Here is a 22,930-nt window from a genome sequence, read left to right on the forward strand (position 1 = left end):
GTGAAAACACATAGTTGCATTCAAGTGATTAAATATGAATATATGATCTCTTATCAAGAGTAGGCAGAGGGATTTGGCCCGATGAAGCCCAGCAACCGACCGTAATACCATTGTGAAATGGGGCGCATTTTTTAATAATGAGCCATACTTAAGGCACGGTGCTAATTCCACCAGAAAGTGTGATCTTTCTGGCAGATAAGAGGTGAGAAGCGTAAACTTCAAGCCTCTTTCAAATTAGAAAGAGGCTTTTCTATTTTTCATGAAAGTTAACATACATAGAAAAGCCTCAAGAATTGTTCAAAACATTTTGGAGGTATTAAACATGTCCTTTCCACTAAAGTCTACCTATCAACCCTTAACATCAAATTCAGCGCTTGCATTGGTGAGGAGATTACAACTATTTGAAGAAAGTGCAGCACTTACTTGTTGTGAAATTGGAAATGCAAATTTAAATCACGTGTTTCAGATCATAGATACAAAGTCTCAGGAAGGGGTTATTATTAAGCAAGCTATACCTTATTCAACGGCATTTGGTAAAAATTGGTCACTCACTTTAAAAAGATCTACAATTGAAAGTCATTCATTATTAATAAATGCAACCAATGTACATCAATTAGTACCGAAAGTATTCTATTCTGATGAAACACTTGCAGTAACTGTTATGGAAGATTTATCTCGTTTACAAATTTTACGTACTGGTCTTATTGAAGGAAAATCATTTCCCTTACTATCTGAACATATTGGTATGTACTTAGCACGAACTTTATTTTACACATCAGATTTTGCTTTAGAACCGAAGAGAAAAAAGGAGTTAGTTCAAAAATTCACCAATCCTGAATTATGTAAAATAACTGAAGATTTAGTGTTCACTGATCCATTCTTTGATAGTGCAACAAATGAATATGAAGAAGGTTTGCAGAAGGATGTAGAACTTATTTGGGGAAATCAATCATTAAAACTGGAAGTGGCAAAGCTCAAATATAAATACTTAACACAAGCAGAAGCTCTTCTTCATGGAGACCTTCACACTGGTAACATCTTTGCAAGTGCTACTGAAACAAAGGTAATCTCTCCCGAATTTGCCTTCTTCGGCCCAATTGGTTTTGATATTGGCCAATTTATCGGTAACCTTTTATTAAATGCAATTTCACTTGAAGAGTCAAAACAGGAGCAACTATTTGACTACATTGACCAGACATGGGAAGTATTTAGCTCTACTTTTACTGAATTGTGGGAGACTGATCGTATAGAATTTCACTCAAGAATTGACTGTTGCTTGGAAAACCTATTAGAACAAACCTTTGAAGATATGATTGGTTTTGCTGGATGTGAATTAATTCGTCGTACAATCGGCTTAGCACATGTTTTAGATTTAGATGGCATATCTTCTAAATACAAAAGGCTTCAAGCTAAAAGACATGCATTAGCTTTAGGTACACAATTAATTAACAACCGTACAATTATTAAAGATACACAGCAACTAAGAAACTATTTTACTAATACTCTATCTTATAGTTGTGAGCATCATGCATGAGGAAGTTAAATAAAGACGAGATTTTCTAGAAAAGGGAAATCACAAAAGTTAAGTGCTAGACACCACAAAATCTTAGCTAAAACGGGAGATTTTGAATAGGTGACTAGCACTTTATACCCTATATATTAAATTTCTTGATCATGCTATTTAATTGAACAGCTAAATCTGATAATACTTCTGCATGTTCAGAAATTTGTTCCATTGAAGCATTTGTTTGTTCTAGTGATGCTGAAGTTTGCTCTATACCTGCTGCTGATTCCTCAGATACAGATGCAATATTTTCAATAGAAGTGTTTATTTCATTCGTATTATTTGTCACTTCTAAGAGATGCTCTGATATTCCTTTAATATTTTCTACCATTTCAGAAACATCAGTATTAATATCCTTAAATGTTTGTCCGGTTATATCAATTTGCTGAGTCCCGATTTCAACCTCTTTGTAGCCTAACTGTAATGATTCTGCTACGTTCTTTGATTCTTGTTGAATACTTCCTACAATATTAGTTATGTCAGAAACTGAATCTGCTACCTGAACAGCTAGTTTTCTAACTTCATCTGCTACCACCGCAAATCCTCTTCCATGATCACCCGCTCTCGCTGCTTCAATTGCAGCATTTAATGCAAGTAAGTTCGTTTGGTCTGCTATATCTTTTATTACTTTTACTAATGTTGAAATTTGCTTTGTTTGTGTATCTAGACCATTCACTCTCTCTACAGATGTTTTCATGATTTGATTAATCTTATTCATCTGTTCTGTTGATTCAGTCATATACATATTACCCTTTTCAGTCATCTGCAGCACTTGAATGGAGGACTTATTTATATCTTGTCCATTACTATTTGCAACCTTTATTCGATCTGTAAAGCTATCCATCAATTCTGTTAAAAGATTAGCAGAATTTGCTTGGTCTTCTGCACCAACTGATAATTCTTGCATGGTCGATGAAACTTGTTGGCTAGCTGCTTTAACTTCACTTGAAGAAATTGTTAATATTTCACTTCGATCGCTCACTTGATTAGATACTGCTGAAATTTCTTGAATCATTGCTTGTAAGCTATCACGCATCTCATTAATCGCACCGCTTAAGAGACTGATTTCATCTCTTCCATTAGATTCAATTTCATCGACATTAAGATTTCCACTTGCAATGTTTTCGGAAACATAGATTAATTTTTTTAACTGCCCTGTAATTTGACGACTGATAAAAAACATAACTATAAACCCTAAAATAGAGGCAATTACAATTGAGGAAATTAAAATAAAGATAGTAGCTCCTATATTTGAGGAAGCACTGTTCACTGCATTCGTACTTTCTTTCTTTAAACCTTCTCTTAATTCATTTAAAAGACCTAGATTACTTCTAATAAGTTCATCAGCAATACTAGAAAGTTTCATACTATCAAGCTTTTGTTGATTTTTCACCGAGGGTACAACTTGTTCATTAAATAACGTAACGAGTTCACCTTTGTTTTTAATCATTGCTCCATATACATTTGTCAATAAGGCTGTATCCATGGCTGGTTCAACTTTCTCTGCCAACTCATCAAATTCAGTACTTTTTTGTTGAAATGCATTTAAATGCCTAATATTATTCGTTTGAATAAAGAGATTGATTTCACTACCCAATTGTTGAAAAGTAGAAGCCATCTCTGTAATAAAGATGGCATGTTCTCCATCCTTTTGAACACTTTTCATTTCCTTTTGGACCATTGAAAGTTGAAAAAAGATGATAATTGAAGCAATTGCAAATATAATCGTTGTGAATGAAAAGGCAACAGCATATTTTTGTCCAATCTTCAAATGCTTCCATGCCCTCACATTCATAAGATTTTTTTTAAGATTAGTACTTGCTCTACCCAGTTGAATCCTTCCAAGCACTTCCCTTACCCTTTCAAACACCTGCATCATCTGAATTGCCCCCTAATGTTGAAAAAACTGATTATTTTACTATAATTATTTTTACATTATAGCGTATTTTATCAAAATTTGAAATATTTCGTTGAATTTTGACAATAACAAAGTGCCAGGCACCACATCCGTAATATCTAGTAATTAAACCCGACTTTATATCGACTAGATCATAAGGATTTCAGTGGTGCCTGGCACTTACGGGACAACTTCTTATTTTACATTACAATAATGGTTGCTCATGTCTTGCCTTTAATCTCAACCAACGTCTTTCGATTTCTTGTTCGAATTCTAAAAGCATTTCTTTATTTTCTTCTCTCAGCAAATGTTTAGATTTCCCCATGTATTTCAACCAATCTGTGACTGGTATTCGCTTATTTTTTGTTTCAGGATTATATGTAATCGCCGTTTCACCTTGTTCGATTTCATATAAAGGAAAAAAGCAAGATTCTACAGCTGCCTTCATAATCGTTTCTCCATAACGTTCTTCAGATTTCCAGTTTAATGGACATGTAATCAGAATTTTTCCATACACGGTACCCACATTTTGAGCATACCACTGTGCTTTTGCAGCTTTTTTAATTAAGTCTTGAGGAAATGCCTCCGTTCCGGTAAATACATATGGAATATTCGTTGAAGCCATGATCTGTGCTGTATCCTTATGATGAAACGCCTTTCCTTGTTGTACCTTCCCGACCCCTGTTGTACTTGTCATATGGCCCATTGGTGTTGAATACGACATTTGAGAACCTGTATTCATATAACCTTCATTATCATACTCAAGCATAATAAGTTTGTGATTCCGAAGTGCGGTTCCAATTGCAGACCCCATTCCGATATCCATCCCCCCATCACCAGTAATCATGACAAAGGTAACGTCATCTGATACATTAATCTCACCTCTTCGTTGCATTTCAAAGAAGGCTTCTGCAGTGCCTGATAATGTTGCAGGTCCATTTTGGAATAAATTATGAATCGTCGTTTGCTTATGTGAACTATAAGGATATGAAGTCGTTACAACATAAGCACAACCTGTTTGAAATAATACGACAATATCTCCTTCAATCCCTTTAAAGAAGAGTTCTAGTCCAGGGAAAATTCCACAACCTGGGCAAGCTCCATGTCCTGATGCTAATCTCTTTGGCTTTGTCGTTAAAGCACGAACAGGAGGAATTTTAACTTTAAGTTTATTCGTCTGTTCATCCTTTGTTACTTGAATAAGTCCTGAGTTAAAGCTCTCTCCGTGTAATGGTTCCACTACTGGTTTTTGTTTATGCTCCTCTTTACCTGGATAATGTCCATAATAATCGAAAGGCTTTTCAGCATATCCAGTTTCCATCGCATCAATAGCAACATTAAAGAAATTTAGTGCATCATCTGGATAAAAGTCTTTTCCACCCACACCAAATACTCGACTAATAACGATCGTCTGATTTTCCTGGTCCTGTTGAAGTGCTGACTTTACCTCATGTGTCATATTAGGACCATTTGCTCCATAGGAATCTGCTCTTTCACCAATTAAAAGTGCCTTAACATTCTTCAATGCTTGACGGATTTGTTCAGAAGGGAAAGGTCGTATAATATTTGGACTGATTACCCCCGCTTGAATTCCTTGTTTACGTAAATCATCGACAACATCCTTTGCAGACTCTGCAGCAGAATTTAATAGGAATACCGCTACTTCGGCGTCCTCCATTTCATATAAATCTAATACAGGATATTCTCTTCCCGAAAGACTAGCATATTCATTCATGACTTTTTCATAGATTTCAGCTGACTTATATAAAGCCTCAGACTGCTGAAAATTATTATTAATTAAATCATCACCATTCATATGTGCACCGATTGTTACAGGTTTTCTTGGATCACGTGCTTGTGGATAATTTGTCGGTGCTTCTCCAACAAAATCCTGTACAACTTTTCGATCTTTGAAATAATTTACTTTACGTTTTTGATGTGAAGTAAAAAAGCCATCATATGCAACGATTACAGGTAATCGTACGTTATGGTCTTCTGATATTTTCAAAGCAATTATATTTAAATCGTACACTGCTTGTGGAGTACGAGCTAACAAAATCACCCAACCTGTATTTAGCGCAAAATAAAGATCAGAATGATCACCTCTAATATCTAACGGACCACTAATTGATCTTGTAACGAGATTCATGACCATCGGAAAACGAGTCCCTGATTGAACAGGTAACTGTTCAAGCATATACATCAATCCATTGGCACTTGTTGCATTGAATACTCTCGCACCAGTTACAGCTGCTCCATAACATATACCTGCTGAACCATGCTCACCATCTGCTGCAATTAGTTGGATATCGTGCTCTCCTCGTGCTTTCATCATATCCAGATATTGAGCAACCTCTGTAGAAGGTGTGATTGGGAAATAACCCATAATATGATAGTTTATTTGAGCAGCAGCCATTGCTGCCATTTCATTACCTGATTCAAATGTAGTCAATTGTTCAGTTTCTTTTTTTGTTGATAATTGATTTTCAAGTGTTGCCATTTAGTTTGCACCTCCAACCAATAATGGGAATCTATGTGGTATACGATGTTCTTCACTGTAACCGATCTCTTCTCTAATTTCAGTTAATGCTACTGTTGGACATGCTTCAATACATTTTAAACAACCTTTACAATATTGATAATCAATCCCTTTAAGAAACATCTGTTTACGCCCCTTTTTATCCTCTCCCTCTTCCCACACAAAGCAATAATCTGGACAAACGGTATCACATGCAGCACAGCTTATACATTTATCAACTTCAAATTTGGGGATGAAGCCTTGACGTGAGCCACTCAAGTCTTTTAAAATACTATTCGCATTAGCGATAATCACGCCACCTATTTCTTGAGTCTCATACCCAAGCTGACTCTGCGCACGAACAAAATTCTTGTCCTCCGCATTTAATGGAGTATCATAGGTCTTAAACTCCACTTCCTCGTAACCTCTATTAAACGTACGAATATTCGGTTCTACTAAATGTGGATATTTTTTTTCAAAAGTTTTCCTAATAACATTTCTCATAATATCAGCATCTAAAAAATCACAAATTCTAAATAATGCACCAAGCATTGCTGTATTAACCTTGGTTTTTTCATCCACTGCGATACCTAATCCATCAACAATCGCTAGTGTTCCATATTTAATATTCAAATCAGTTTTTACAGATTCAAAATCTCTTGTTGAATTGACCAGCACAATTCCGTCAGTTGGTAAACCGCTTACTACATCGACCATCTTATATAATGCTTCGTGAAAAACTCCAATTACATGTGGTTGCTCGATTGGACTATGGTCCCTTATTTCAGTATCAGGATCACAAAAGCGAATAAAGCTTTTAACTGGAGAGCCTTTTTTCTCTGATCCATAAGATGAGAAATTGGAACCATTTAAATTTAATCCTAATACACCAGCTTCTGCCAGCATCTTCCCAGCTAAGTTAGCACCCAAACCTCCAATAGATTCCAGTCTTATTTCAAAGAATCCTAACTTATTTTTCTTTGGTAAAGTTGTCATATACATCCCCCTAAGTAATTTCCACATCAACTATTGCAATACTCTTATGTACAAATGCCATGAGTAAATCACTAAATGATCTTTTTTTACTAAATTTTCTTTCTTTTTCCCATTTTATAAAAATTGGTGAGAAAATGATGTGACAAAAGTCAAACATTTAAAAAATTTTTTTAATCTAGTATTTCAATCTTTTTCCACGTATAAGTTTCCTATTTTTTCGTTAATAATGTGATAGAATTAATTAGTTAAAATAAAATATATGATTGATACATTTTTCAATAGAATGGAGTTTTATTTTGAAAGTAATTGCGACCACTTTAAATGCTAAATATATTCATACCAGCCTATCTATTCGCTTCTTAAAAGCGTATGCTTCCCCGGAATTTGATATTGAGTTAGCTGAATATACAATTAAGGATCCAGCAATGAATATTGTTACAGATTTATATAGTAAAAAACCTGATGTTATTGGTTTTAGCTGTTATATATGGAATATTGAAGAAACGATTAAGATTGTCAAAATGTTAAAAAAGATTGACTCTAGCATTGTGATTGTTTTAGGAGGTCCTGAAGTTTCCTATGATGTAATGGAATGGTTAAATAAAGTTCCAGAAGTAGATTTCATTGTTATTGGCGAGGGAGAGCAAACATTCAAGCAACTACTTACTGAACTAGAACAAAATCGCAACTTTGAGAACGTAAGTGGGATCGGTTATCGTCTTGAAGAAAAAGAAATCATCAACCCGCAGCGTAATAAACTGGATCTAAAAGAGCTTCCTTCCCCGTTTCGTTTTGAAGAAGATAAGAAGCATCTAGCAAAACGCGTAGTCTATATAGAGACGAGTCGTGGTTGTCCATTTTCTTGTCAATTCTGTCTTTCTTCGATTGAGGTTGGAGTTCGCTACTTTGACCGTGAGAAAGTAAAAGATGATATTCGTTACTTAATGGAAAACGGTGCAAAAACAATTAAATTCGTTGATCGTACCTTTAATATTAGTCGAAGTTATGCAATGGAAATGTTTCAGTTTCTTATTGATGAACATCTTCCTGGTACCGTTTTTCAATTTGAAATAACAGCAGATATTATGAGACCAGAAGTCATTCAATTTCTAAATGAGCAAGCACCACCAGGACTTTTCCGTTTTGAAATAGGTGTACAGTCTACCAATGATGCGACAAATGAATTAGTGATGAGAAAGCAAAACTTTACCAAACTAACGAGAACTGTAACAATGGTTAAAGAGGGCGGTAAAATAGATCAGCATCTCGATTTAATCGCTGGACTTCCTGAGGAGGACTATAACTCATTTAAAAATACATTTAATGATGTATTTGCGATGCGTCCTGAAGAGTTACAATTAGGATTTCTCAAAATGTTACGTGGCACTGGCTTGAGACTTAGAGCTGAGCAACATCAATATGTGTATATGGATCATTCACCATATGAGATATTAGGAAACAATGTGTTATCATTTGATGATATTACTAGAATCAAACAAGTAGAAGATGTGTTAGAAAAATATTGGAATGACCATAGAATGAACCATACGATTGAATATTTAGTCACGAAAGTGTTTGAAACACCATTTGATTTCTTCCAAGAGTTTGGCACTTTTTGGGATCAACAAGGATGGTCACGTATTGGGCACCAACTTGAAGATTTGTTTACACGATTGCTTAGATTTCTCGAAACAAAGGAGATACAGAATCTATTGTTAATAGAAGGGCTAATGAAGTATGATTATTATCTACATCAGAAATATAAGCCTCGTAAACCTTGGTGGGATCATCTCGTTTCAAAAGAAGATCGTACACAGGTTTATCAACAATATCTTTCAAACCCACACCTTTTAGGTGATGAGTTTGTTTCATTAGGGTTAAGTGAGAAGGAATTATATAAACATACAATTGTTGAGGAGCTTCCTTTTGACCTTTCTACCTATGTAAACTCAGGAGCCATTATTAACAAATCAATAAATACGATCATTTACTTTGATCCAATTTCACATGTATCAAAATTTTATCATGAACAAGATATGTCCATAGATAAGTCAGAAAAAGCGCTGTAGAACAGCGCTTTTTCTGATTACCAAGAATGGAGTTATTCTCCCGTACTATTTCCTTTTTTTGAGTTACGATTTGCACCTTTAATAGGCTCTTCAGCTGTTGCTTCTGCCGCGAATTCATTATCAGGTAAGCTTTCGGTAGGTGTGAAGTTACTTTTTCTTGCTGCATCATGTTTTACTTTACGTTTCATATTCCTTACCCCTTTTCATGTTTATGTTTATTTTCATATGCAATTAAAACAATTTCCTGTCCTGTTTTATCACGAAGTTTTTCTTCCATCGACTTTATTTGTTTCAACTCATTTTGAGAAAGTGATGCTACCGGAAATTCATAAGCCATCTTGTTCCCCACTTCCTTAAAAACTTCAACCTCATCATTAGATTGTTCATTTAGCAAATGCAACATACATGGGATATTTTTAAAAACGGCTTCCTAAATGGAATAAAACTTTTATAAAGGCTGTTTTCTCAAAGTATGTTTTGTTTTATACATAAAGTATTGAAATGATAGATACAAGCAGGATGAATACACGTAGACTCCTGTGGGACCAGTGGCCAAAGTGAGACCCCACAGGAGCATAAGCGACGAGGAGGCTCACTGGTCACCCACCGGACGCGGAGTGTATTCAGCCTGCGTCTTTTAAAGCGACAATTTATACGAAAACAGCCTTTATAAAAATGCTAATTGTAAGTAACCACCTCATAATTCATCCTTGTTTGACTCATACTAAAAACAAGTCTATGAAGAGGAGGATCATATGTCTACTAACAATAAAAAAGAAAAAGAACAAAAACTAAACTCTCCGATTTTAGATGAAACTCAACCACATCAGATAAATGCGCCGACTTTCAAGGGTACGGGTCAAAAAATGCAGAAACCATTTGTTAATGAGCACGGTGTCATTATCGGGGATAGTCTCTACAATTCTCCAGAATCTCCAATTAACAACTGGAGTGAAGATGTTGATCCATCTATTATGGCCGGTGATGATTGGGTACATCCAACAAATGACATTGGATGGAATACAAGTGAAAATCGGGAATTACTTGAGCAACAAAAAGCACCACAGGGTGTACCATTTATGCATCCTACAAAAGATGTTTCTAAAAGTACAGATTGAGAAACAGGAGCTATCAAAAAAACGGGCAATGCCCGTTTTTTTATGGTTTTAAAATGACCTTTATACAATCATCCTTCTTCTCGTCAAATACCTCATAACCATATGCTGCTTTTTCTATTGGTATTTGATGTGTAATAATATCAGTTGGGTCAAATGTTTCATTGGCAATCATTTGATACAGCTCTGGGATGTAATGAATGATTGGTGCTTGCCCCATCTTTAAAGTGACATTTCTAGCAAATAAATCTCCTAGTGGAAACTGGTTATACCTTGTTCCATATACTCCTACAAGCTGTAAAGTTCCACCTTTTCTTACGCACTGTGCACCAAGAACGATAGCCCCCATCGCTCCACCCTGTAACTTTAACGCTGATTCAACCAATTCCACAACGGTCTTTTTACCATCTAAGCCAACACAATCAATGACAACATCTGCTCCACCTTTTGTAATCTCTTTAAGATATTCGCCACAATGTTTAATTTTAGTGAAATCATATACTTCAACATTATTCACTTTTTTGGCATGTTCTAAGCGATAGCCTATATAGTCAACCGCAATGACTCTCTTCGCACCCTTTAGCCATGCAAACTTTTGCGTTAATAATCCTACAGGTCCACAGCCAAGAACGATTACAGTATCTCCCTTTTTTACACCTGAATTATCAACTCCCCAATATGCAGTGGGAATAATATCTGATAAGAACAAGATCTTCTCATCTTCCATCTCACAGTCAGGAGGGACTAAAAACGGTGTGAAATTACCATAAGGTACACGTAAGTACTCAGCTTGGCCACCAGGATAACCACCAAACGTCTCTGAATACCCAAAATATGCACCTGCATCACCGTGTGGATTAGAATTATCACATTGACTTTCTAATTCATGTTTACAATACCAACATTGTCCACATGAAATATTAAAAGGGACAATGACTCGATCTCCTTTTTTTACTTTTGTCACATCAGGACCAACCTCTTCAACGATGCCCATTGGTTCATGACCAATAATATAATCTGTTGGCATATTCGGCATCATGCCATGAATTAAATGAAGATCAGATCCACAAATAGCCGTGCTCGTAATTTTCACAATAACATCTTCACGCTCTTGTATAGATGGTGCAGGCACATCTTTCACTTTTACATTTTTAGGACCTTGATAAGTAACAGCCTTCATATCTTCAACTTCCCTTCTAACTTTTCTGCTTAGGTTTTATAGAGATTAACGATATTATTCCTGCAATGATACAAATTGCTGTAGTGGAATAAAACATGAGCATTGTTGAAGTTTTCATTAATACCGCAAAAACCGGTGGACCAAGCGCAACACCAACAAACCGCATTGAACTGTAGATTGAGGTAATGGTGCCTCTTTCTTCTTTTTCAATCCCCTCTGTTAATAGTGCATCTAAACAAGGAAGACTTACACCAATTCCAACGCCACAAAAGAAAAAAACGGATAGCAAGTACCAAATATTTTCGGAAAAACTTATCACAAAGACTGATGTGGCTACTAATAAAATGCCGATAAATGTTATCCATTTCATTAATACCTTGTTTTTATTAATCTTTTTTCCAGTAATGAAGGAAGAAAGACATAAGGCTGCTAATGGAATAGCTAAGACGAGTCCCTTTTGGATTCCATGTATATTATATTTATCTTCTAGTAAGTTTGATAGGTAAAACAGGACCCCAAACAAGACATACATCAAGATACAGCCGATAAAGAAAATTCCATAAATCCATCGGCCTTTTTCCTTAAAAATAGTTTTAATTTTATATAAAAATTGCTTAAACGGAAGTACTTCACTTTTTTTAGGTGATTTTACCAAAAATAACATCATAATAATTGAAATTAAACAAAACACTGGAAATGACAAAAACGGTAAGTACCAAATAACCCCAGCCAATAATGCACCTAAAATGGGACTTAATACTTTACCAAACGTATTTGATGTCTCAATTATCCCAAGACTGCTTGATACCTCTTCTTCATTTTTAAAGAGATCACCTACTAGGGGTAGAACAATTGGTGAGGCTCCAGCTGCACCTACTCCTTGCAGTACCCTTCCTATAAGGATTAAAAAGTAAGCATCCGATATTTTCCATGATGCCCACCCAGCAATTAATCCACCAACAGCTGCAATAATCAGACTAGGAATGATTACCTTTTTTCTTCCTATCCGGTCTGATAAATAACCTGCTATTGGTATTAGGAAAATAGCGACAAGGGAGTAAACCGTGATAATCATACTAGATTGAAATGATGAGATCCCTAGCTCCTTTTCAAATGTTGGAAGTACTGGTATTAACATGGAGTTTCCAAGGGTCATCACTAATGGAATTGATGAAATTGAAACAATTGCCCATCGTTTTCCATTTTCTTTATGCTGCTTTTTCTTTTGTTTGTTATAGGAAAGACTCTTTGAATACTCCATACATCCATTCCTTTTAAAGTATAGTCAAATTTAATTACTTACCTATGTAGTTTACCTATAGTTAGAAAAGTTATGTGATAACCATAAATTTTTTGTTTTTCAAACTTAATAGAAAAAGGCTAGGTGGAGAACCACCTAGCCAAACCTTATAAGAAGTTAACCAATAATTAACCGTTCCTTTGGATAATGAAATTTCGGATCGACTGCTTTTTTACTAATTAAAAATAGGAAAGATAATATTCCAATTCTTCCTATAAACATTAAGATCATAATAATAATTTTACCTATACTACTTAAATACGGGGTAATCCCCATTGACAAGCCTGTTGTTCCGAAGGCAGAACTAACTTCGAACATAAGTTCTAAAAGAGAGAACGGCTCAGTAATCGAAAGTATTACAATAGAGATAAAGCAGATCATCATTGCCATCATCGTAACAACGAGGGATTTTATTACATCATCATTATGAATTTCACGTTTGAATAATTTTATACTCCTCTTACCCCTAGCAAAATGAAACAAGAATAAGATATTTAAAGCAAAAGTGGTTGTTCGAATTCCGCCACCTACTGAACTAGGTGATGCTCCAATAAACATAAGTCCACATATAACAAGTAATGTTGGATTTGTAAATTCACTAATATCCATTGTAGCCAGACCACCACTTCTAGTTGTTACTGACTGAAATAATGCGTAAAAAAATGCTTTGTGCCATGATTGCCCCTGAAAAAAATGATTAAATTCTAGGATCAGTATTATAATTGTTCCAGAAACAATTAGTAATAAAAAGGTTAAAGTCGTTAACTTTGTAAAAAGAGAAAAACGATATTTTTTCATCTTTTTTGAGAATAAAAAATCTTTCACTTCAATTAAGACTGGAAAACCGATGGCACCTAAGGTAATTAATAAGATTGTAATAAATTGAACGAAATAATCATTCGCATATGGTATTAAAGACTGACCTGTTATATCAAACCCACCATTTGTTGTTGCGCTAACTGAAGCAAAGAAACCATGGAGATATGCTTCTTGCCATGACGGATAATATTCAAGAAAATATGTACCCAAAATGATTGCACCAAATGTTTCAACTACGATCATGATAATAAGGATATGTTTTAATAAGCTTACTAACCCAGATAAATTGGTTTGATTTTGATCAATCATGATTAATTTTCGTTCTCTCAGACCGATTTTACGCCCCATGACTAACCAAATAAATGTACCTAAAGCCATAACACCAATTCCACCAAATTGCAGGACAAAAGCTAATAAGAAAATGCCTGTGACACTAAAAGTATCTGCAGTTGATACAACAGATAACCCGGTTACACTAACAGCACTAACAGCAGTAAACAGCGCATCTATAAACGATAACTCAACACCTTGTTTATGGGCTACCGGAAGGCTTAATAATAAAACCGACACTGAAACGGCAATAAAATAAAAGATTACAATGAGTTGTGCTGGTGTTAACTTTTTTAAAGAGCTTAAAAACTTCTTTTTCATTCACTTCATTCCTAACTATTACTTAAAACTTTATTTTTCTTTCCTCCAAACACTCCCCTACTATCATATAGAAAATCAAATTATAATTAAAGATAGTTTGTACAGAAACAATGATTTTCTTTCTACTATTTAATTAAAAAAAATAACCTAATAGAGAGAAAACACTCCTATTAGGTCATTTTTATTTATTTCGCTTCTAATCGACGAATTCGTTCATTTAAATCAGGGTGACTTGAAAATAACATGCTACTACCTTTTTTATTGTTAATTTTCAAAGTTGCAACTGATGCTTGTTCATTACTTACCCGTCCTGAATAATTCTGTAACGATCTAAGAGCATGAATCATTTTATCTTTACCCGCTAAGTCTGCTCCACCATTGTCAGCGTGATACTCACGGTATCTAGAATAAGCTAAAACAACTAAACTTCCGAGAATTGAAAACATAATTTGAAAGATGATAACTGCAATAAAATGAACGATTGGCGCTAAGTCTTCTCTAGCAAATCTTGAAACAAGCCAAGCAGCAATTCTTGCAAAGAAGACAACAAATGTGTTCACTACACCTTGAAGTAGCGTCATTGTCACCATATCACCATTTGCTATATGTGCGACCTCATGTGCTAAGACACCTTCGATCGCATCCTCATCCATGTTTTGTAGTAATCCTGAGGAAACTGCTACTAGTGATCGACTTTTTGAAGGACCAGTAGCAAATGCATTAACTTCAGGTGAATGATAAATCCCTACTTCTGGCATTTTTATTAATCCAGCAGCACGTGATAGCTTATGAACCTTCTCGACTAACTTTCTCTCTACAGGAGTTAAAGAATCATTCTCCTTTAATACTTTAACACCCATCATCATTTTAGCCATCCAACGTGACATCGCAAGTGACATAAATGCACCTGTAAAACCTATAACAGCGCTAAAAGCTAATAATGTCACAAAGTCTATTCTTCCATTTTGTATATAATTACCTATCGGTAGAACTGAAAGAACAATACCAATAGTTACCATTACTAATATATTTGTAGCTATCAATAAAAATATTCTCTTCCCCATTGTTGCGATCCACCCCTATTTTTAAGTTCATATGAACTTATTATACGATTAAATAGTAAATAAAGCAATTCTCAATACTAAGCATTGTGCTGTTGACGAAAAAATTTTAAATCGGTAGGATAGGTATATATTAAATACTGAGGTGTATGATGGACAGATTCAAAATGACACGTAGTACTCTAGCTACACTACTTATCTCCTTGAGAGAACAATATGAAAAGACACCACTAGAAATTATTGAAGACGCTTTAGATTCTAATGATCCTCTTCAACAAATAAATCTTTCACCCTTATTAATAAAGATTTCAAAATTAAAGCCAGAAACAGCCGGATTATCAATAAATGAAATTGCTAACCTGGGTAATTTACTTGAATATGCAATGGTTACCTCTACAGCCATTCAAAACTGGGTAAAAAGAGATATCAAAGAACTAATAGGAGCTCCCATGCACGGAAAAAAGTATTCGATCGATCAAGCTGCAATACTTTTTATTGTAGAGGATTTAAAAGTTGTATTAGATTTTGAATCGATTCGAAAAGCTCTGACAATGGTATTTAACAATCCTGCTGATCGTTCAGATGATATTATTGATCCCGTCTATTTCTATAAAGGATATGCCGATATCTTCTGTCATTTATATAAACAAGATTTGAATGATCAACTTGAAAAGAGGATTGAAGCAAAGGTTCAACAATTCATATTATCTCTTAATATTGACCCAATACATCATGAAAAAGTTAAAAAGCTTCTGTCAATTTCTGTACTTTCTATCTTTTCATCTTGCTTTCACTCAAAAGCAAAAAGCCTTATGCAAAAAACCATTTTGGAAAGTTAAAGGGAAAGTATGACCTTTAACTTTCTTCCGTTTTATAACAAATACAAGTATTGATATGATCATTAACCATACCCACTGCCTGCATGAACGCATAACAAATCGTTGAACCTACAAACTTAAATCCTCTTTTTTTCAAGTCTTTACTTAGTCGATCACTAATCTCTGTAGTCACTGGTACATCTTCAGGCTCACTAAAGTGATTAATTATCGGTTTCCCATCAACAAATGACCAAATATATGAGCTGAATGATCCAAATTCCTCTTTAATCTGTATATAAGCCTTAGCATTGGTGATAACTGAACGAACTTTTAGTTTGTTTCTAATGATTCCTTGATTTTCGAGAAGCTCTTCAATTTTTTGTTCATTATAATTAATAATTCTTTCAGCATCAAAGTGATCAAAAGCTTTACGATAATTTTCTCTTTTTTTTAGAATTGTGTACCAGCTTAAGCCTGCTTGTGCCCCTTCAAGTATTAAGTATTCAAATAACAATCGATCATCGTATACCGGTACACCCCACTCATGATCATGGTAATCAATATAAAGTGGGTCTTCATTTACCCAACTGCACCTTATCAAATCCACCACTCCATTCATTTTCGTTTTAATATTACGTAAGTTATCAAAATTAATTTTCTAAAGAATTGGAAACACTAAGAACAAAGAATTTTATCTTAGGAGCTTAATAATGATTCAAAGTTTGGCAATAACACATGAAAATGAAGTAGTTACAAATTTTCCAATTGAGGACTATCAGTCATTAAAGTTTAAATGGGCTTGGATTGATTTTAATAAACCGACAGAAATAGAGATACAGCATTTAGAAAATACGTTCAAGTTTCATCCATTAGCCATTGAAGACTGCATCCAGAGATTGCAACGACCGAAGCTTGATTATTATGATGATTATTCTTTTTTCGTCACACATGTCCTTCGAAGTAATCTCATAAAAGAAGAAATGAATTTCTTTATTGGTGAAAATTATATTGTTACTTTCCATATGGATGATTCCTTTGAAGTAAATCATGTCTGGAATCAGATTATTAAAAGACAAACGATAAAAAAATGGGACGAATATGCTGTATTTTATCATATTCTTGATAAAATAGTTGATCATTATTTCCCTTTCATTTATTCAATTGAAGATAAGCTTAGCGCGATTGAAAATAACAATGAAGATAAGATGGACGCATTACTTGAGGACTTATTTGTAGCTAGGCATGCCTTATTAAATCTAAGACACACCATTGATCCTATGAGGGATTTATTATATCGAATGTTAAATTCACATCATCTTGAAGGGATACGTAAAAGAAAAGAGTATTTTGGTGATATATATGATCACTTATTAAAACTATCAGAAATGGTTTCTTCTAATCGTGAAATCACCTCTGATATTCGTGATAGCTATATTTCCATTAATTCTCACCAAACAAACAAAGTAATGAGGATTCTTACTATCATTACATCTATATTTGCTCCATTAACTTTTATTGCTGGGATATATGGCATGAATTTTCTTTATATGCCTGAACTTAACTGGCGGTTTGGATATTTGTTTGCTATAGGACTAATGATTGTTGTGAGCATAGCTATGTATAGTTGGTTCAAAAGAAAAGGTTGGTTTTAACGATCTATTGAATAACTTCTACATAAAAATAGAATCCTTTACCAGTATTAAAATTCACTTTGTCCAAATACTAAGAAATGCAATATAGAACACCTTATAAATTTAAAAGGAGATGTGTAATCATGGCAAACAGTAGTAATAAATTACTTGTTCCTGGAATTGAACAAGCCCTAGATCAAATTAAATATGAAATTGCCCAAGAATTCGGAGTAAAACTTGGATCAGATACAGTATCACGTGCAAATGGATCAGTTGGTGGAGAAATTACGAAAAGACTTGTATCACAAGCTCAAGCACAATTAAAAGGCGAATAATAACAACACAACTTAATATAATTGGAAATAGCCGAAGGAGCAATCCTTCGGCTTTTATTTATAAGATAAGAATGTTTAAAAAATCACTTAGTTTGGTGTCTAGCTCCAGCGCCTAGCCCCTCGGGCTCATAAGTCAAAACACTACGGAAAACAAGATTTCCTACGTGTTTCGCCTTATGCCTGTCGGGGCTGAACAAGGCGCTTCCGCTTTTCTTAGGTGTCTAGCTCCAGCGCCTAGCCCCTCGGGGTCATAAGTCAAAACACTACGGAAAACAAGATTTCCTACGTGTTTCGCCTTATGCCTGTCGGGGCTGAACAGGCGCTTACGCTTTTCTTCTTACTCTCGATTTTTATTTTCTTTTCCCTTCTCTTCTCTATTCCATCCATTTGGAACACTTTTGAATTTATCTTTCAACTTTTCTTTAACATGATTGGGAACTTTTTCATTTTCCAAAATGGATGAGTTCTTTGGCTTTTCTTTGTTATGATTATTTTGACCTTTATTATTGTTAACCTTGCCATTTTTATTTTCTTGTGGTTTTTTGCTATTTTGATCCTCCGAGATTTCCTCTTTTGCTTGAGTGTCATCTTTCTTACCAGCATTATTAGTAGGGGAATTTGACTCGACTTCATCGTTTTCATTGTTATTAGTCTTATCTGCTTCTTCAAGTCCTTTTTCTTCTTCTTGCTGTATTGCCTCTTGTTCTTTTTCATGTTCTTGTTTTTGCTTTTGAACAAGCTTTCCAGTAGATAATCCTTCTTGTTTTGCTTTTTCCCTAGTTTCGATATTGGATTGAATCGTTTTTACAACAATATTACTTTCTTTGCTATAAGTTTTACTAATTTCTTCTAAATCAGTTTGAAGAAGTATCTCATTTTCTTTATTATCTTCAGACTCAGTGACAACAGTAGTCACTAGTACTTCTTCCCCTTGTTCAAGATAACCTTTATCAACACTACCATCAATAATTAGTTCTGTTACTTCATCAATATGCTTGTTCTTCCATTCCGGAAGTTCATTTAGTAACTTTTCGGCATCTTCATTTAGGGGGGTTATACTTAAAACTTGTAATTCATGATCCACTCCCAGCTCTAAACTGGGATTAATATCAATGGAAACATATGCATATACTTGCTTAGATGTAGCAAACATCGGGATAAACGTTATAATTAATATCATTGCAGCAAGTGTACTTATAATAGATATTGCATTTCTTTTTGTTTTCGCAGATTTCCAGACAGTTCTTCTAGTTGTATCCGGTAAAGAAACTGGGAAAAAAGAAAGCTCTTCACCAATTTCAATATTTTCCTGTCTTCTAGCTCTTAAGAATTCTCCATCTGGTGTTAATACAGTTAGAAAATCCTCTTCAATACTCATTACAATTCCTGTTTTCACTCACCTAGCACCCCCTTAATATAGTCTTTTAGATACAGATAATCTTCAGATAAGATAAGAGTCATCGCAATAATGTACTTTCGATTTCTTTCAATCGTTTTTCGACTTACATCAACGATTTTCTCTAGCCTTTTTACAGGTAACTGTTTTTTCTCAAATAAACTGGTTTTAAGAGCTTCGTTCTCAACAATAATCTTCGCAATCGTCATTGCATTTAATCTCGCATCTGCATGCTTTGGAGATTGTTCAACTATTTCAGTAAATGTAAGTCCAAATTCTGTTAGTCGATTATGAAAGCGAAGAATTTCTTCTTTTCGATTACTTTGCTCAATGGCCAGTTGGTATTGATCTATGCTTTGTCTTGATTCGATTGTCGTGAAATAATCCTCTTCTTCATTTTGAGTTGAGTCTAGTCTAATTGTTTTCACTCGAGCTTCCTTACGAATAAAATCAATCACTCTGCGTTTTATTAGAAGATCTGCAAAAGAAAGAAGGGAACTCCCCTTATCTGTTGAATACTTTTCAATGGCTTCATTAAATGCGATTAGACCAATGCTAAACTCATCATCTTGTTCATTGATAAACCTTTTGCACACAGATGATACAGATTTAGCAACAAATGGTTTATACTTCTCTATAAGCTCGTTCTGTAGGATTTTATCCCCCTGTTGGATTCTAAGTACCGAATCTTCTAGCGAACTCTTGCTTCTTCCAAGCTTAAATAATAAACTTAGCATGGTTTCACCTCGGTTCATAATATACTATTCGTAATACTATCTTATTTTTTAGGGGGGTTTCAATAGTAATATTTTCTTAAAAAATAAAAAAAGTTCCAACCGAAGCTGGAACCCTTGTTTTGTTTATTGATTTTCTGCTTTTTTAAGAAGTACTTCTTCTTCTTCTTCAACCTGATCTTTCGAGAAAAACCAGCCTCCAACAGCAATAGCAATTAAGATCACCCAAAACGAAATTTTCCATTCTGGTGATTTAGGAAAACTCTCCGCTATCACTCCAAGTTCGTGATGTGCTAATGTATAAACAGCTAGCTTAACCCCTACCCAACCAACAATTAGGAAGGCTGCAGTTTCAAGTCCTGGTTTACGGTGAAGTAATTTCACAAATTGACTTGCAGCAAATCTCATAATAATTAGACCAATTAAGCCTCCAGCAAAGATAACTGCGAACTGACCTCCATCTAATCCACCTATTTTCGGTAGATTAGTGGCAGGTAATGTCACTGCCAATGCAACAGCCGCTAAAATTGAATCTACTGCAAAAGCAATATCAGCTAATTCTACTTTAAATACAGTCATCCAAAATCCTGAAGCTTTTTTTTCCTTTTTATTTGGTTCATTGCTATCTTTTTTAATTGCATACCGTTTTACTAAATGGTTAATAGCAATAAATAAAAGGTAAACTGCTCCTATTGCTTGAACCTGCCAAAGGTTCACTAAAAAAGAAATTGCAAATAAAGATCCAAATCTAAATACAAATGCTCCAGCTAATCCATAAAATAATGCCTTTTTTCTTTTTTCCTCAGGTAAATGTTTAACCATAATTGCCATTACTAGAGCATTATCTGCTGCCAAAATACCTTCTAGAGCTATAAGTATAAGTAGTACCCATCCATATTCTAATAATAATGAAACATCCATAAATTCTCCTCCTCCTTTTTTCTCCTAACATGTTAATATGAACACAAAAAAAGACCTTTGCCATTTAGGCAAAGGTCTTGCTAAACACAAATTAGTGTCAATAAAGCCGGTGGAGATTCCACGAAATGACGACTTTATTTTCGAGTTTCCTCGAACGCTACTCCCCTTTGAACTGGAAGAATTTATCATATTATGTTACTTTTATTTTATTACTGCTTGAACGAATTGTCAATTATTTTTTTCTTGATGTAAACCCTTTGAATGAAATTGATTGTTCTTTCACTCTTGAGTTCTTCTTCCAAAAATACCAAATCACTAGTCCCAATAAGACCACTAAACCAGCAGGTAATAGATATTGATTCGCAAGGTCACCTACTTCCTTCCAGCGAGGTCCTAACAATAGACCTAGGTATACATAAAGAAATGTTATCGGAAGCATCGCTAAAAATGTATAGATGCTAAAACTGATCACATTCATTTTTGCCAATCCACATGGGATCGAGATTAGCGTTCTAACCCCTGGCAAGAATCTAGCTGTGAATGCAACTGATGCACCGTACTTTTCAAAAAAAGCATCCGCCTTTGCCAGTTGTTCTTCTTTAATAAAAATATACTTACCATACTTAACAATCATTGGTCTCCCACCATATCTGCCTAGAGCATATAAAGTTAGCGGACCAAGTGTTCCTCCCACTGTTCCTGCTAACACAACTAACCAAAGATTCATGTCTCCTTGATATACCCAAAACCCTGCAAGAGGTAAGACAATTTCAGCTGGAATAAATTCAATTGTCAAGGCTAATAAAATTCCAAGATACGATAACTGTTTTAAAAATTCTACAATAGTAATTATAATATGTTCCATAGTAGCACCTTTCAAATTTAGATAAACTTGACTATACAATAACAGATAATTCCTATAAATTCCAGTTGGATTTCTTTACCATTATTTCATCTTTTATATTGGGGAAGATAATTTAAAGACTATCTATGTAAGGGAGTATTGATTATGCATACAATGTGGAAAGGCTCAATTAGCTTTGGGTTAGTAAACATCCCAATTAAACTTTTTGCTGCAACCGAGGATAAAGATGTAAAGCTAAGAAATCTTCACAAAGAATGTCATACCCCTATTCAATATGAGAAAGTATGTTCACATTGTGATAAGGACGTAACAAATGAAGATATTGTAAAAGGATATGAGTATGTAAAAGGGAAATTCATTATTTTAACAGACGAAGAGCTAAAAGAACTTAAAGATGAACATGAAGATAAAAGTGTAGAAATAGTTGATTTTGTAAATCTTGAGGATATTGATCCGATTTATTTTAGTCGTTCTTATTTTATGGGCCCTGGAGATAATGGTAGTAAGGCATATGGATTACTCAGAGAAGCACTTAAAACGTCTGGGAAAATTGGCATAGCAGAAATCACGATAAGGTCCAAACAACAAATGGCTATCATTAGAGTCTATAAAAACAGTCTTGTGATGGAAACTATTCACTATCCTGATGAAGTTAGAAATGTCGATGAAGTTCCAGCAGTACCAGAGAATGTTGAAATTAACGAAAAAGAACTTGAGACAGCCATTATGTTAATTGATCAACTTACAACCGATTTCCAACCTGAAAAGTATCAAGATGACTACAGAACGGCTTTACTAGATTTAATTCAAACAAAGGTCAATAACAATGAAGGGACTACATCAAAAGACACAGCCCCTAGAACAAATGTCGTTGATTTAATGAGTGCCCTCCAAGCAAGTATAGAACGGACAAAAGGAAAAGAAACAACTGCAGTTGCACCGAAAAAGACGACTGCCCAACAAAAAACACAGACAAGTGTTTCAGAAGCCGAGCCTAAAGCCGGAACCACTCAAAAAGTTAGAACAACACGCAAAAAAGTTGGAAGTTAGTTTGATGATT

General features: G+C 34.6%; 21 protein-coding genes and 2 riboswitches. Of the genes, 7 read left to right on the plus strand and 14 right to left on the minus strand.

The window, feature by feature from the left end; all coding sequences use genetic code 11:
- Positions 1 to 47 precede the first annotated feature (47 nt).
- Positions 48 to 202: riboswitch (SAM riboswitch) on the plus strand.
- A 120-nt stretch (positions 203 to 322) separates the two neighbouring features.
- The gene (gene mtnK, locus BLQ56_RS06085; RefSeq protein ID WP_090850958.1) at positions 323 to 1,534 is read left to right on the plus strand and encodes an S-methyl-5-thioribose kinase; all 1,212 of its coding nucleotides are present in this window, start codon (positions 323 to 325) and stop codon (positions 1,532 to 1,534) included.
- Between the two features lie 118 nt (positions 1,535 to 1,652).
- Here mtnK and BLQ56_RS06090 read toward each other — a convergent pair whose 3' ends face one another.
- The 3 genes from BLQ56_RS06090 to BLQ56_RS06100 all read right to left on the minus strand — a co-directional run bounded on the left by BLQ56_RS06090 (position 1,653) and on the right by BLQ56_RS06100 (position 6,975).
- On the minus strand, positions 1,653 to 3,443 hold the full coding sequence (locus BLQ56_RS06090; RefSeq protein WP_090850960.1) for a methyl-accepting chemotaxis protein: 1,791 nt from the start codon (positions 3,441 to 3,443) through the stop codon (positions 1,653 to 1,655).
- Between the two features lie 223 nt (positions 3,444 to 3,666).
- Positions 3,667 to 5,961, minus strand: coding sequence for a thiamine pyrophosphate-dependent enzyme (locus tag BLQ56_RS06095; protein WP_090850961.1), 2,295 nt, complete (start codon positions 5,959 to 5,961; stop codon positions 3,667 to 3,669).
- Positions 5,962 to 6,975 carry a 2-oxoacid:acceptor oxidoreductase family protein gene (locus BLQ56_RS06100; RefSeq protein WP_090850963.1) on the minus strand — a complete coding sequence of 338 codons (1,014 nt, stop codon included), beginning with the start codon at positions 6,973 to 6,975 and terminating at the stop codon, positions 5,962 to 5,964. It lies immediately after the preceding gene.
- Between the two features lie 296 nt (positions 6,976 to 7,271).
- On the opposite strand from BLQ56_RS06100, the gene BLQ56_RS06105 reads away from it, so the two are divergent.
- Positions 7,272 to 9,044 carry a B12-binding domain-containing radical SAM protein gene (locus tag BLQ56_RS06105; protein ID WP_090850965.1) on the plus strand — a complete coding sequence of 591 codons (1,773 nt, stop codon included), beginning with the start codon at positions 7,272 to 7,274 and terminating at the stop codon, positions 9,042 to 9,044.
- A 32-nt stretch (positions 9,045 to 9,076) separates the two neighbouring features.
- Here BLQ56_RS06105 and BLQ56_RS23345 read toward each other — a convergent pair whose 3' ends face one another.
- Positions 9,077 to 9,232 (minus strand): hypothetical protein, encoded by a 156-nt coding sequence (locus tag BLQ56_RS23345; RefSeq protein ID WP_090850967.1) that lies wholly within the window; start codon positions 9,230 to 9,232, stop codon positions 9,077 to 9,079.
- Positions 9,233 to 9,237: 5 nt separating this feature from the next.
- On the minus strand, positions 9,238 to 9,381 hold the full coding sequence (locus tag BLQ56_RS06115) for a hypothetical protein (RefSeq protein WP_175490197.1): 144 nt from the start codon (positions 9,379 to 9,381) through the stop codon (positions 9,238 to 9,240).
- Between the two features lie 418 nt (positions 9,382 to 9,799).
- Here BLQ56_RS06115 and BLQ56_RS06120 point away from each other — a divergent pair, with 418 nt between their 5' ends.
- Positions 9,800 to 10,162, plus strand: a complete 363-nt coding sequence (locus BLQ56_RS06120) for a DUF3905 domain-containing protein (RefSeq protein ID WP_090850971.1) — start codon at positions 9,800 to 9,802, stop codon at positions 10,160 to 10,162.
- 40 nt (positions 10,163 to 10,202) lie between these two features.
- Here the strand turns inward: BLQ56_RS06120 and BLQ56_RS06125 are convergent, their stop codons facing one another.
- The 4 genes from BLQ56_RS06125 to htpX form a co-directional block, all read right to left on the minus strand.
- Positions 10,203 to 11,339: a zinc-dependent alcohol dehydrogenase gene (locus BLQ56_RS06125; RefSeq protein ID WP_090850973.1), complete on the minus strand. Its 1,137-nt coding sequence runs from the start codon at positions 11,337 to 11,339 to the stop codon at positions 10,203 to 10,205.
- 16 nt (positions 11,340 to 11,355) lie between these two features.
- Positions 11,356 to 12,600 (minus strand): bacillibactin exporter BcbE, encoded by a 1,245-nt coding sequence (locus BLQ56_RS06130; RefSeq protein ID WP_090850975.1) that lies wholly within the window; start codon positions 12,598 to 12,600, stop codon positions 11,356 to 11,358.
- A gap of 156 nt (positions 12,601 to 12,756) precedes the next feature.
- Positions 12,757 to 14,109 carry a TrkH family potassium uptake protein gene (locus BLQ56_RS06135; RefSeq protein ID WP_090850978.1) on the minus strand — a complete coding sequence of 451 codons (1,353 nt, stop codon included), beginning with the start codon at positions 14,107 to 14,109 and terminating at the stop codon, positions 12,757 to 12,759.
- 185 nt (positions 14,110 to 14,294) lie between these two features.
- Positions 14,295 to 15,173, minus strand: a complete 879-nt coding sequence (gene htpX, locus BLQ56_RS06140) for a protease HtpX (protein ID WP_090850980.1) — start codon at positions 15,171 to 15,173, stop codon at positions 14,295 to 14,297.
- Between the two features lie 149 nt (positions 15,174 to 15,322).
- On the opposite strand from htpX, the gene BLQ56_RS06145 reads away from it, so the two are divergent.
- Positions 15,323 to 16,009 carry a DUF1836 domain-containing protein gene (locus tag BLQ56_RS06145; RefSeq protein WP_204381068.1) on the plus strand — a complete coding sequence of 229 codons (687 nt, stop codon included), beginning with the start codon at positions 15,323 to 15,325 and terminating at the stop codon, positions 16,007 to 16,009.
- Between the two features lie 16 nt (positions 16,010 to 16,025).
- Here BLQ56_RS06145 and BLQ56_RS06150 read toward each other — a convergent pair whose 3' ends face one another.
- The gene (locus BLQ56_RS06150) at positions 16,026 to 16,589 is read right to left on the minus strand and encodes a DNA-3-methyladenine glycosylase I (RefSeq protein ID WP_090850984.1); all 564 of its coding nucleotides are present in this window, start codon (positions 16,587 to 16,589) and stop codon (positions 16,026 to 16,028) included.
- A 109-nt stretch (positions 16,590 to 16,698) separates the two neighbouring features.
- Here BLQ56_RS06150 and corA point away from each other — a divergent pair, with 109 nt between their 5' ends.
- The gene (gene corA / locus BLQ56_RS06155) at positions 16,699 to 17,640 is read left to right on the plus strand and encodes a magnesium/cobalt transporter CorA (RefSeq protein ID WP_090850986.1); all 942 of its coding nucleotides are present in this window, start codon (positions 16,699 to 16,701) and stop codon (positions 17,638 to 17,640) included.
- A gap of 122 nt (positions 17,641 to 17,762) precedes the next feature.
- A complete protein-coding gene (locus BLQ56_RS06160; protein ID WP_090850988.1) occupies positions 17,763 to 17,954 on the plus strand; it encodes an alpha/beta-type small acid-soluble spore protein in 192 nt (63 codons plus the stop codon).
- 337 nt (positions 17,955 to 18,291) lie between these two features.
- Here the strand turns inward: BLQ56_RS06160 and BLQ56_RS06165 are convergent, their stop codons facing one another.
- From BLQ56_RS06165 to BLQ56_RS06180, 4 genes are all read right to left on the minus strand, one after another.
- Positions 18,292 to 19,350 carry an anti-sigma factor domain-containing protein gene (locus BLQ56_RS06165; RefSeq protein WP_090850990.1) on the minus strand — a complete coding sequence of 353 codons (1,059 nt, stop codon included), beginning with the start codon at positions 19,348 to 19,350 and terminating at the stop codon, positions 18,292 to 18,294.
- The gene (gene sigI / locus BLQ56_RS06170) at positions 19,347 to 20,087 is read right to left on the minus strand and encodes an RNA polymerase sigma factor SigI (protein ID WP_090850992.1); all 741 of its coding nucleotides are present in this window, start codon (positions 20,085 to 20,087) and stop codon (positions 19,347 to 19,349) included. Before sigI ends, BLQ56_RS06165 begins: the two co-directional genes overlap by 4 nt.
- Before the next feature lie 123 nt (positions 20,088 to 20,210).
- Positions 20,211 to 21,005: a TerC family protein gene (locus tag BLQ56_RS06175; RefSeq protein WP_090850994.1), complete on the minus strand. Its 795-nt coding sequence runs from the start codon at positions 21,003 to 21,005 to the stop codon at positions 20,211 to 20,213.
- A gap of 39 nt (positions 21,006 to 21,044) precedes the next feature.
- A riboswitch (yybP-ykoY riboswitch) is annotated at positions 21,045 to 21,183 on the minus strand.
- A 54-nt stretch (positions 21,184 to 21,237) separates the two neighbouring features.
- Complete coding sequence (locus BLQ56_RS06180) at positions 21,238 to 21,870, minus strand: DedA family protein (RefSeq protein WP_090851354.1); 633 nt, start codon at positions 21,868 to 21,870, stop codon at positions 21,238 to 21,240.
- 144 nt (positions 21,871 to 22,014) lie between these two features.
- On the opposite strand from BLQ56_RS06180, the gene ku reads away from it, so the two are divergent.
- Entirely contained in the window at positions 22,015 to 22,920 is a 906-nt protein-coding gene (ku, locus tag BLQ56_RS06185) for a non-homologous end joining protein Ku (RefSeq protein ID WP_090850996.1), read from the plus strand.
- Positions 22,921 to 22,930 lie beyond the last annotated feature (10 nt).

The sequence above is a fragment of the Litchfieldia salsa genome, from assembly GCF_900104555.1.
Lineage (GTDB): Bacteria > Bacillota > Bacilli > Bacillales > Bacillaceae_L > Litchfieldia > Litchfieldia salsa.

Coding starts and splice junctions, on each gene's coding strand:
- BLQ56_RS06100 (WP_090850963.1), bottom strand. CDS start 6,975: ATGACAACTTTACCAAAGAAAAATAAGTTAGGATTCTTTGAAATAAGA.
- BLQ56_RS06095 (WP_090850961.1), bottom strand. CDS start 5,961: ATGGCAACACTTGAAAATCAATTATCAACAAAAAAAGAAACTGAACAA.
- BLQ56_RS06130 (WP_090850975.1), bottom strand. CDS start 12,600: ATGGAGTATTCAAAGAGTCTTTCCTATAACAAACAAAAGAAAAAGCAG.
- BLQ56_RS06125 (WP_090850973.1), bottom strand. CDS start 11,339: ATGAAGGCTGTTACTTATCAAGGTCCTAAAAATGTAAAAGTGAAAGAT.
- BLQ56_RS06115 (WP_175490197.1), bottom strand. CDS start 9,381: ATGGCTTATGAATTTCCGGTAGCATCACTTTCTCAAAATGAGTTGAAA.
- corA (WP_090850986.1), top strand. CDS start 16,699: ATGATTCAAAGTTTGGCAATAACACATGAAAATGAAGTAGTTACAAAT.
- BLQ56_RS06135 (WP_090850978.1), bottom strand. CDS start 14,109: ATGAAAAAGAAGTTTTTAAGCTCTTTAAAAAAGTTAACACCAGCACAA.
- sigI (WP_090850992.1), bottom strand. CDS start 20,087: ATGCTAAGTTTATTATTTAAGCTTGGAAGAAGCAAGAGTTCGCTAGAA.
- BLQ56_RS23345 (WP_090850967.1), bottom strand. CDS start 9,232: ATGAAACGTAAAGTAAAACATGATGCAGCAAGAAAAAGTAACTTCACA.
- BLQ56_RS06175 (WP_090850994.1), bottom strand. CDS start 21,005: ATGGATGTTTCATTATTATTAGAATATGGATGGGTACTACTTATACTT.
- htpX (WP_090850980.1), bottom strand. CDS start 15,173: ATGGGGAAGAGAATATTTTTATTGATAGCTACAAATATATTAGTAATG.
- BLQ56_RS06180 (WP_090851354.1), bottom strand. CDS start 21,870: ATGGAACATATTATAATTACTATTGTAGAATTTTTAAAACAGTTATCG.
- BLQ56_RS06120 (WP_090850971.1), top strand. CDS start 9,800: ATGTCTACTAACAATAAAAAAGAAAAAGAACAAAAACTAAACTCTCCG.
- BLQ56_RS06160 (WP_090850988.1), top strand. CDS start 17,763: ATGGCAAACAGTAGTAATAAATTACTTGTTCCTGGAATTGAACAAGCC.
- BLQ56_RS06145 (WP_204381068.1), top strand. CDS start 15,323: ATGGACAGATTCAAAATGACACGTAGTACTCTAGCTACACTACTTATC.
- mtnK (WP_090850958.1), top strand. CDS start 323: ATGTCCTTTCCACTAAAGTCTACCTATCAACCCTTAACATCAAATTCA.
- ku (WP_090850996.1), top strand. CDS start 22,015: ATGCATACAATGTGGAAAGGCTCAATTAGCTTTGGGTTAGTAAACATC.
- BLQ56_RS06090 (WP_090850960.1), bottom strand. CDS start 3,443: ATGATGCAGGTGTTTGAAAGGGTAAGGGAAGTGCTTGGAAGGATTCAA.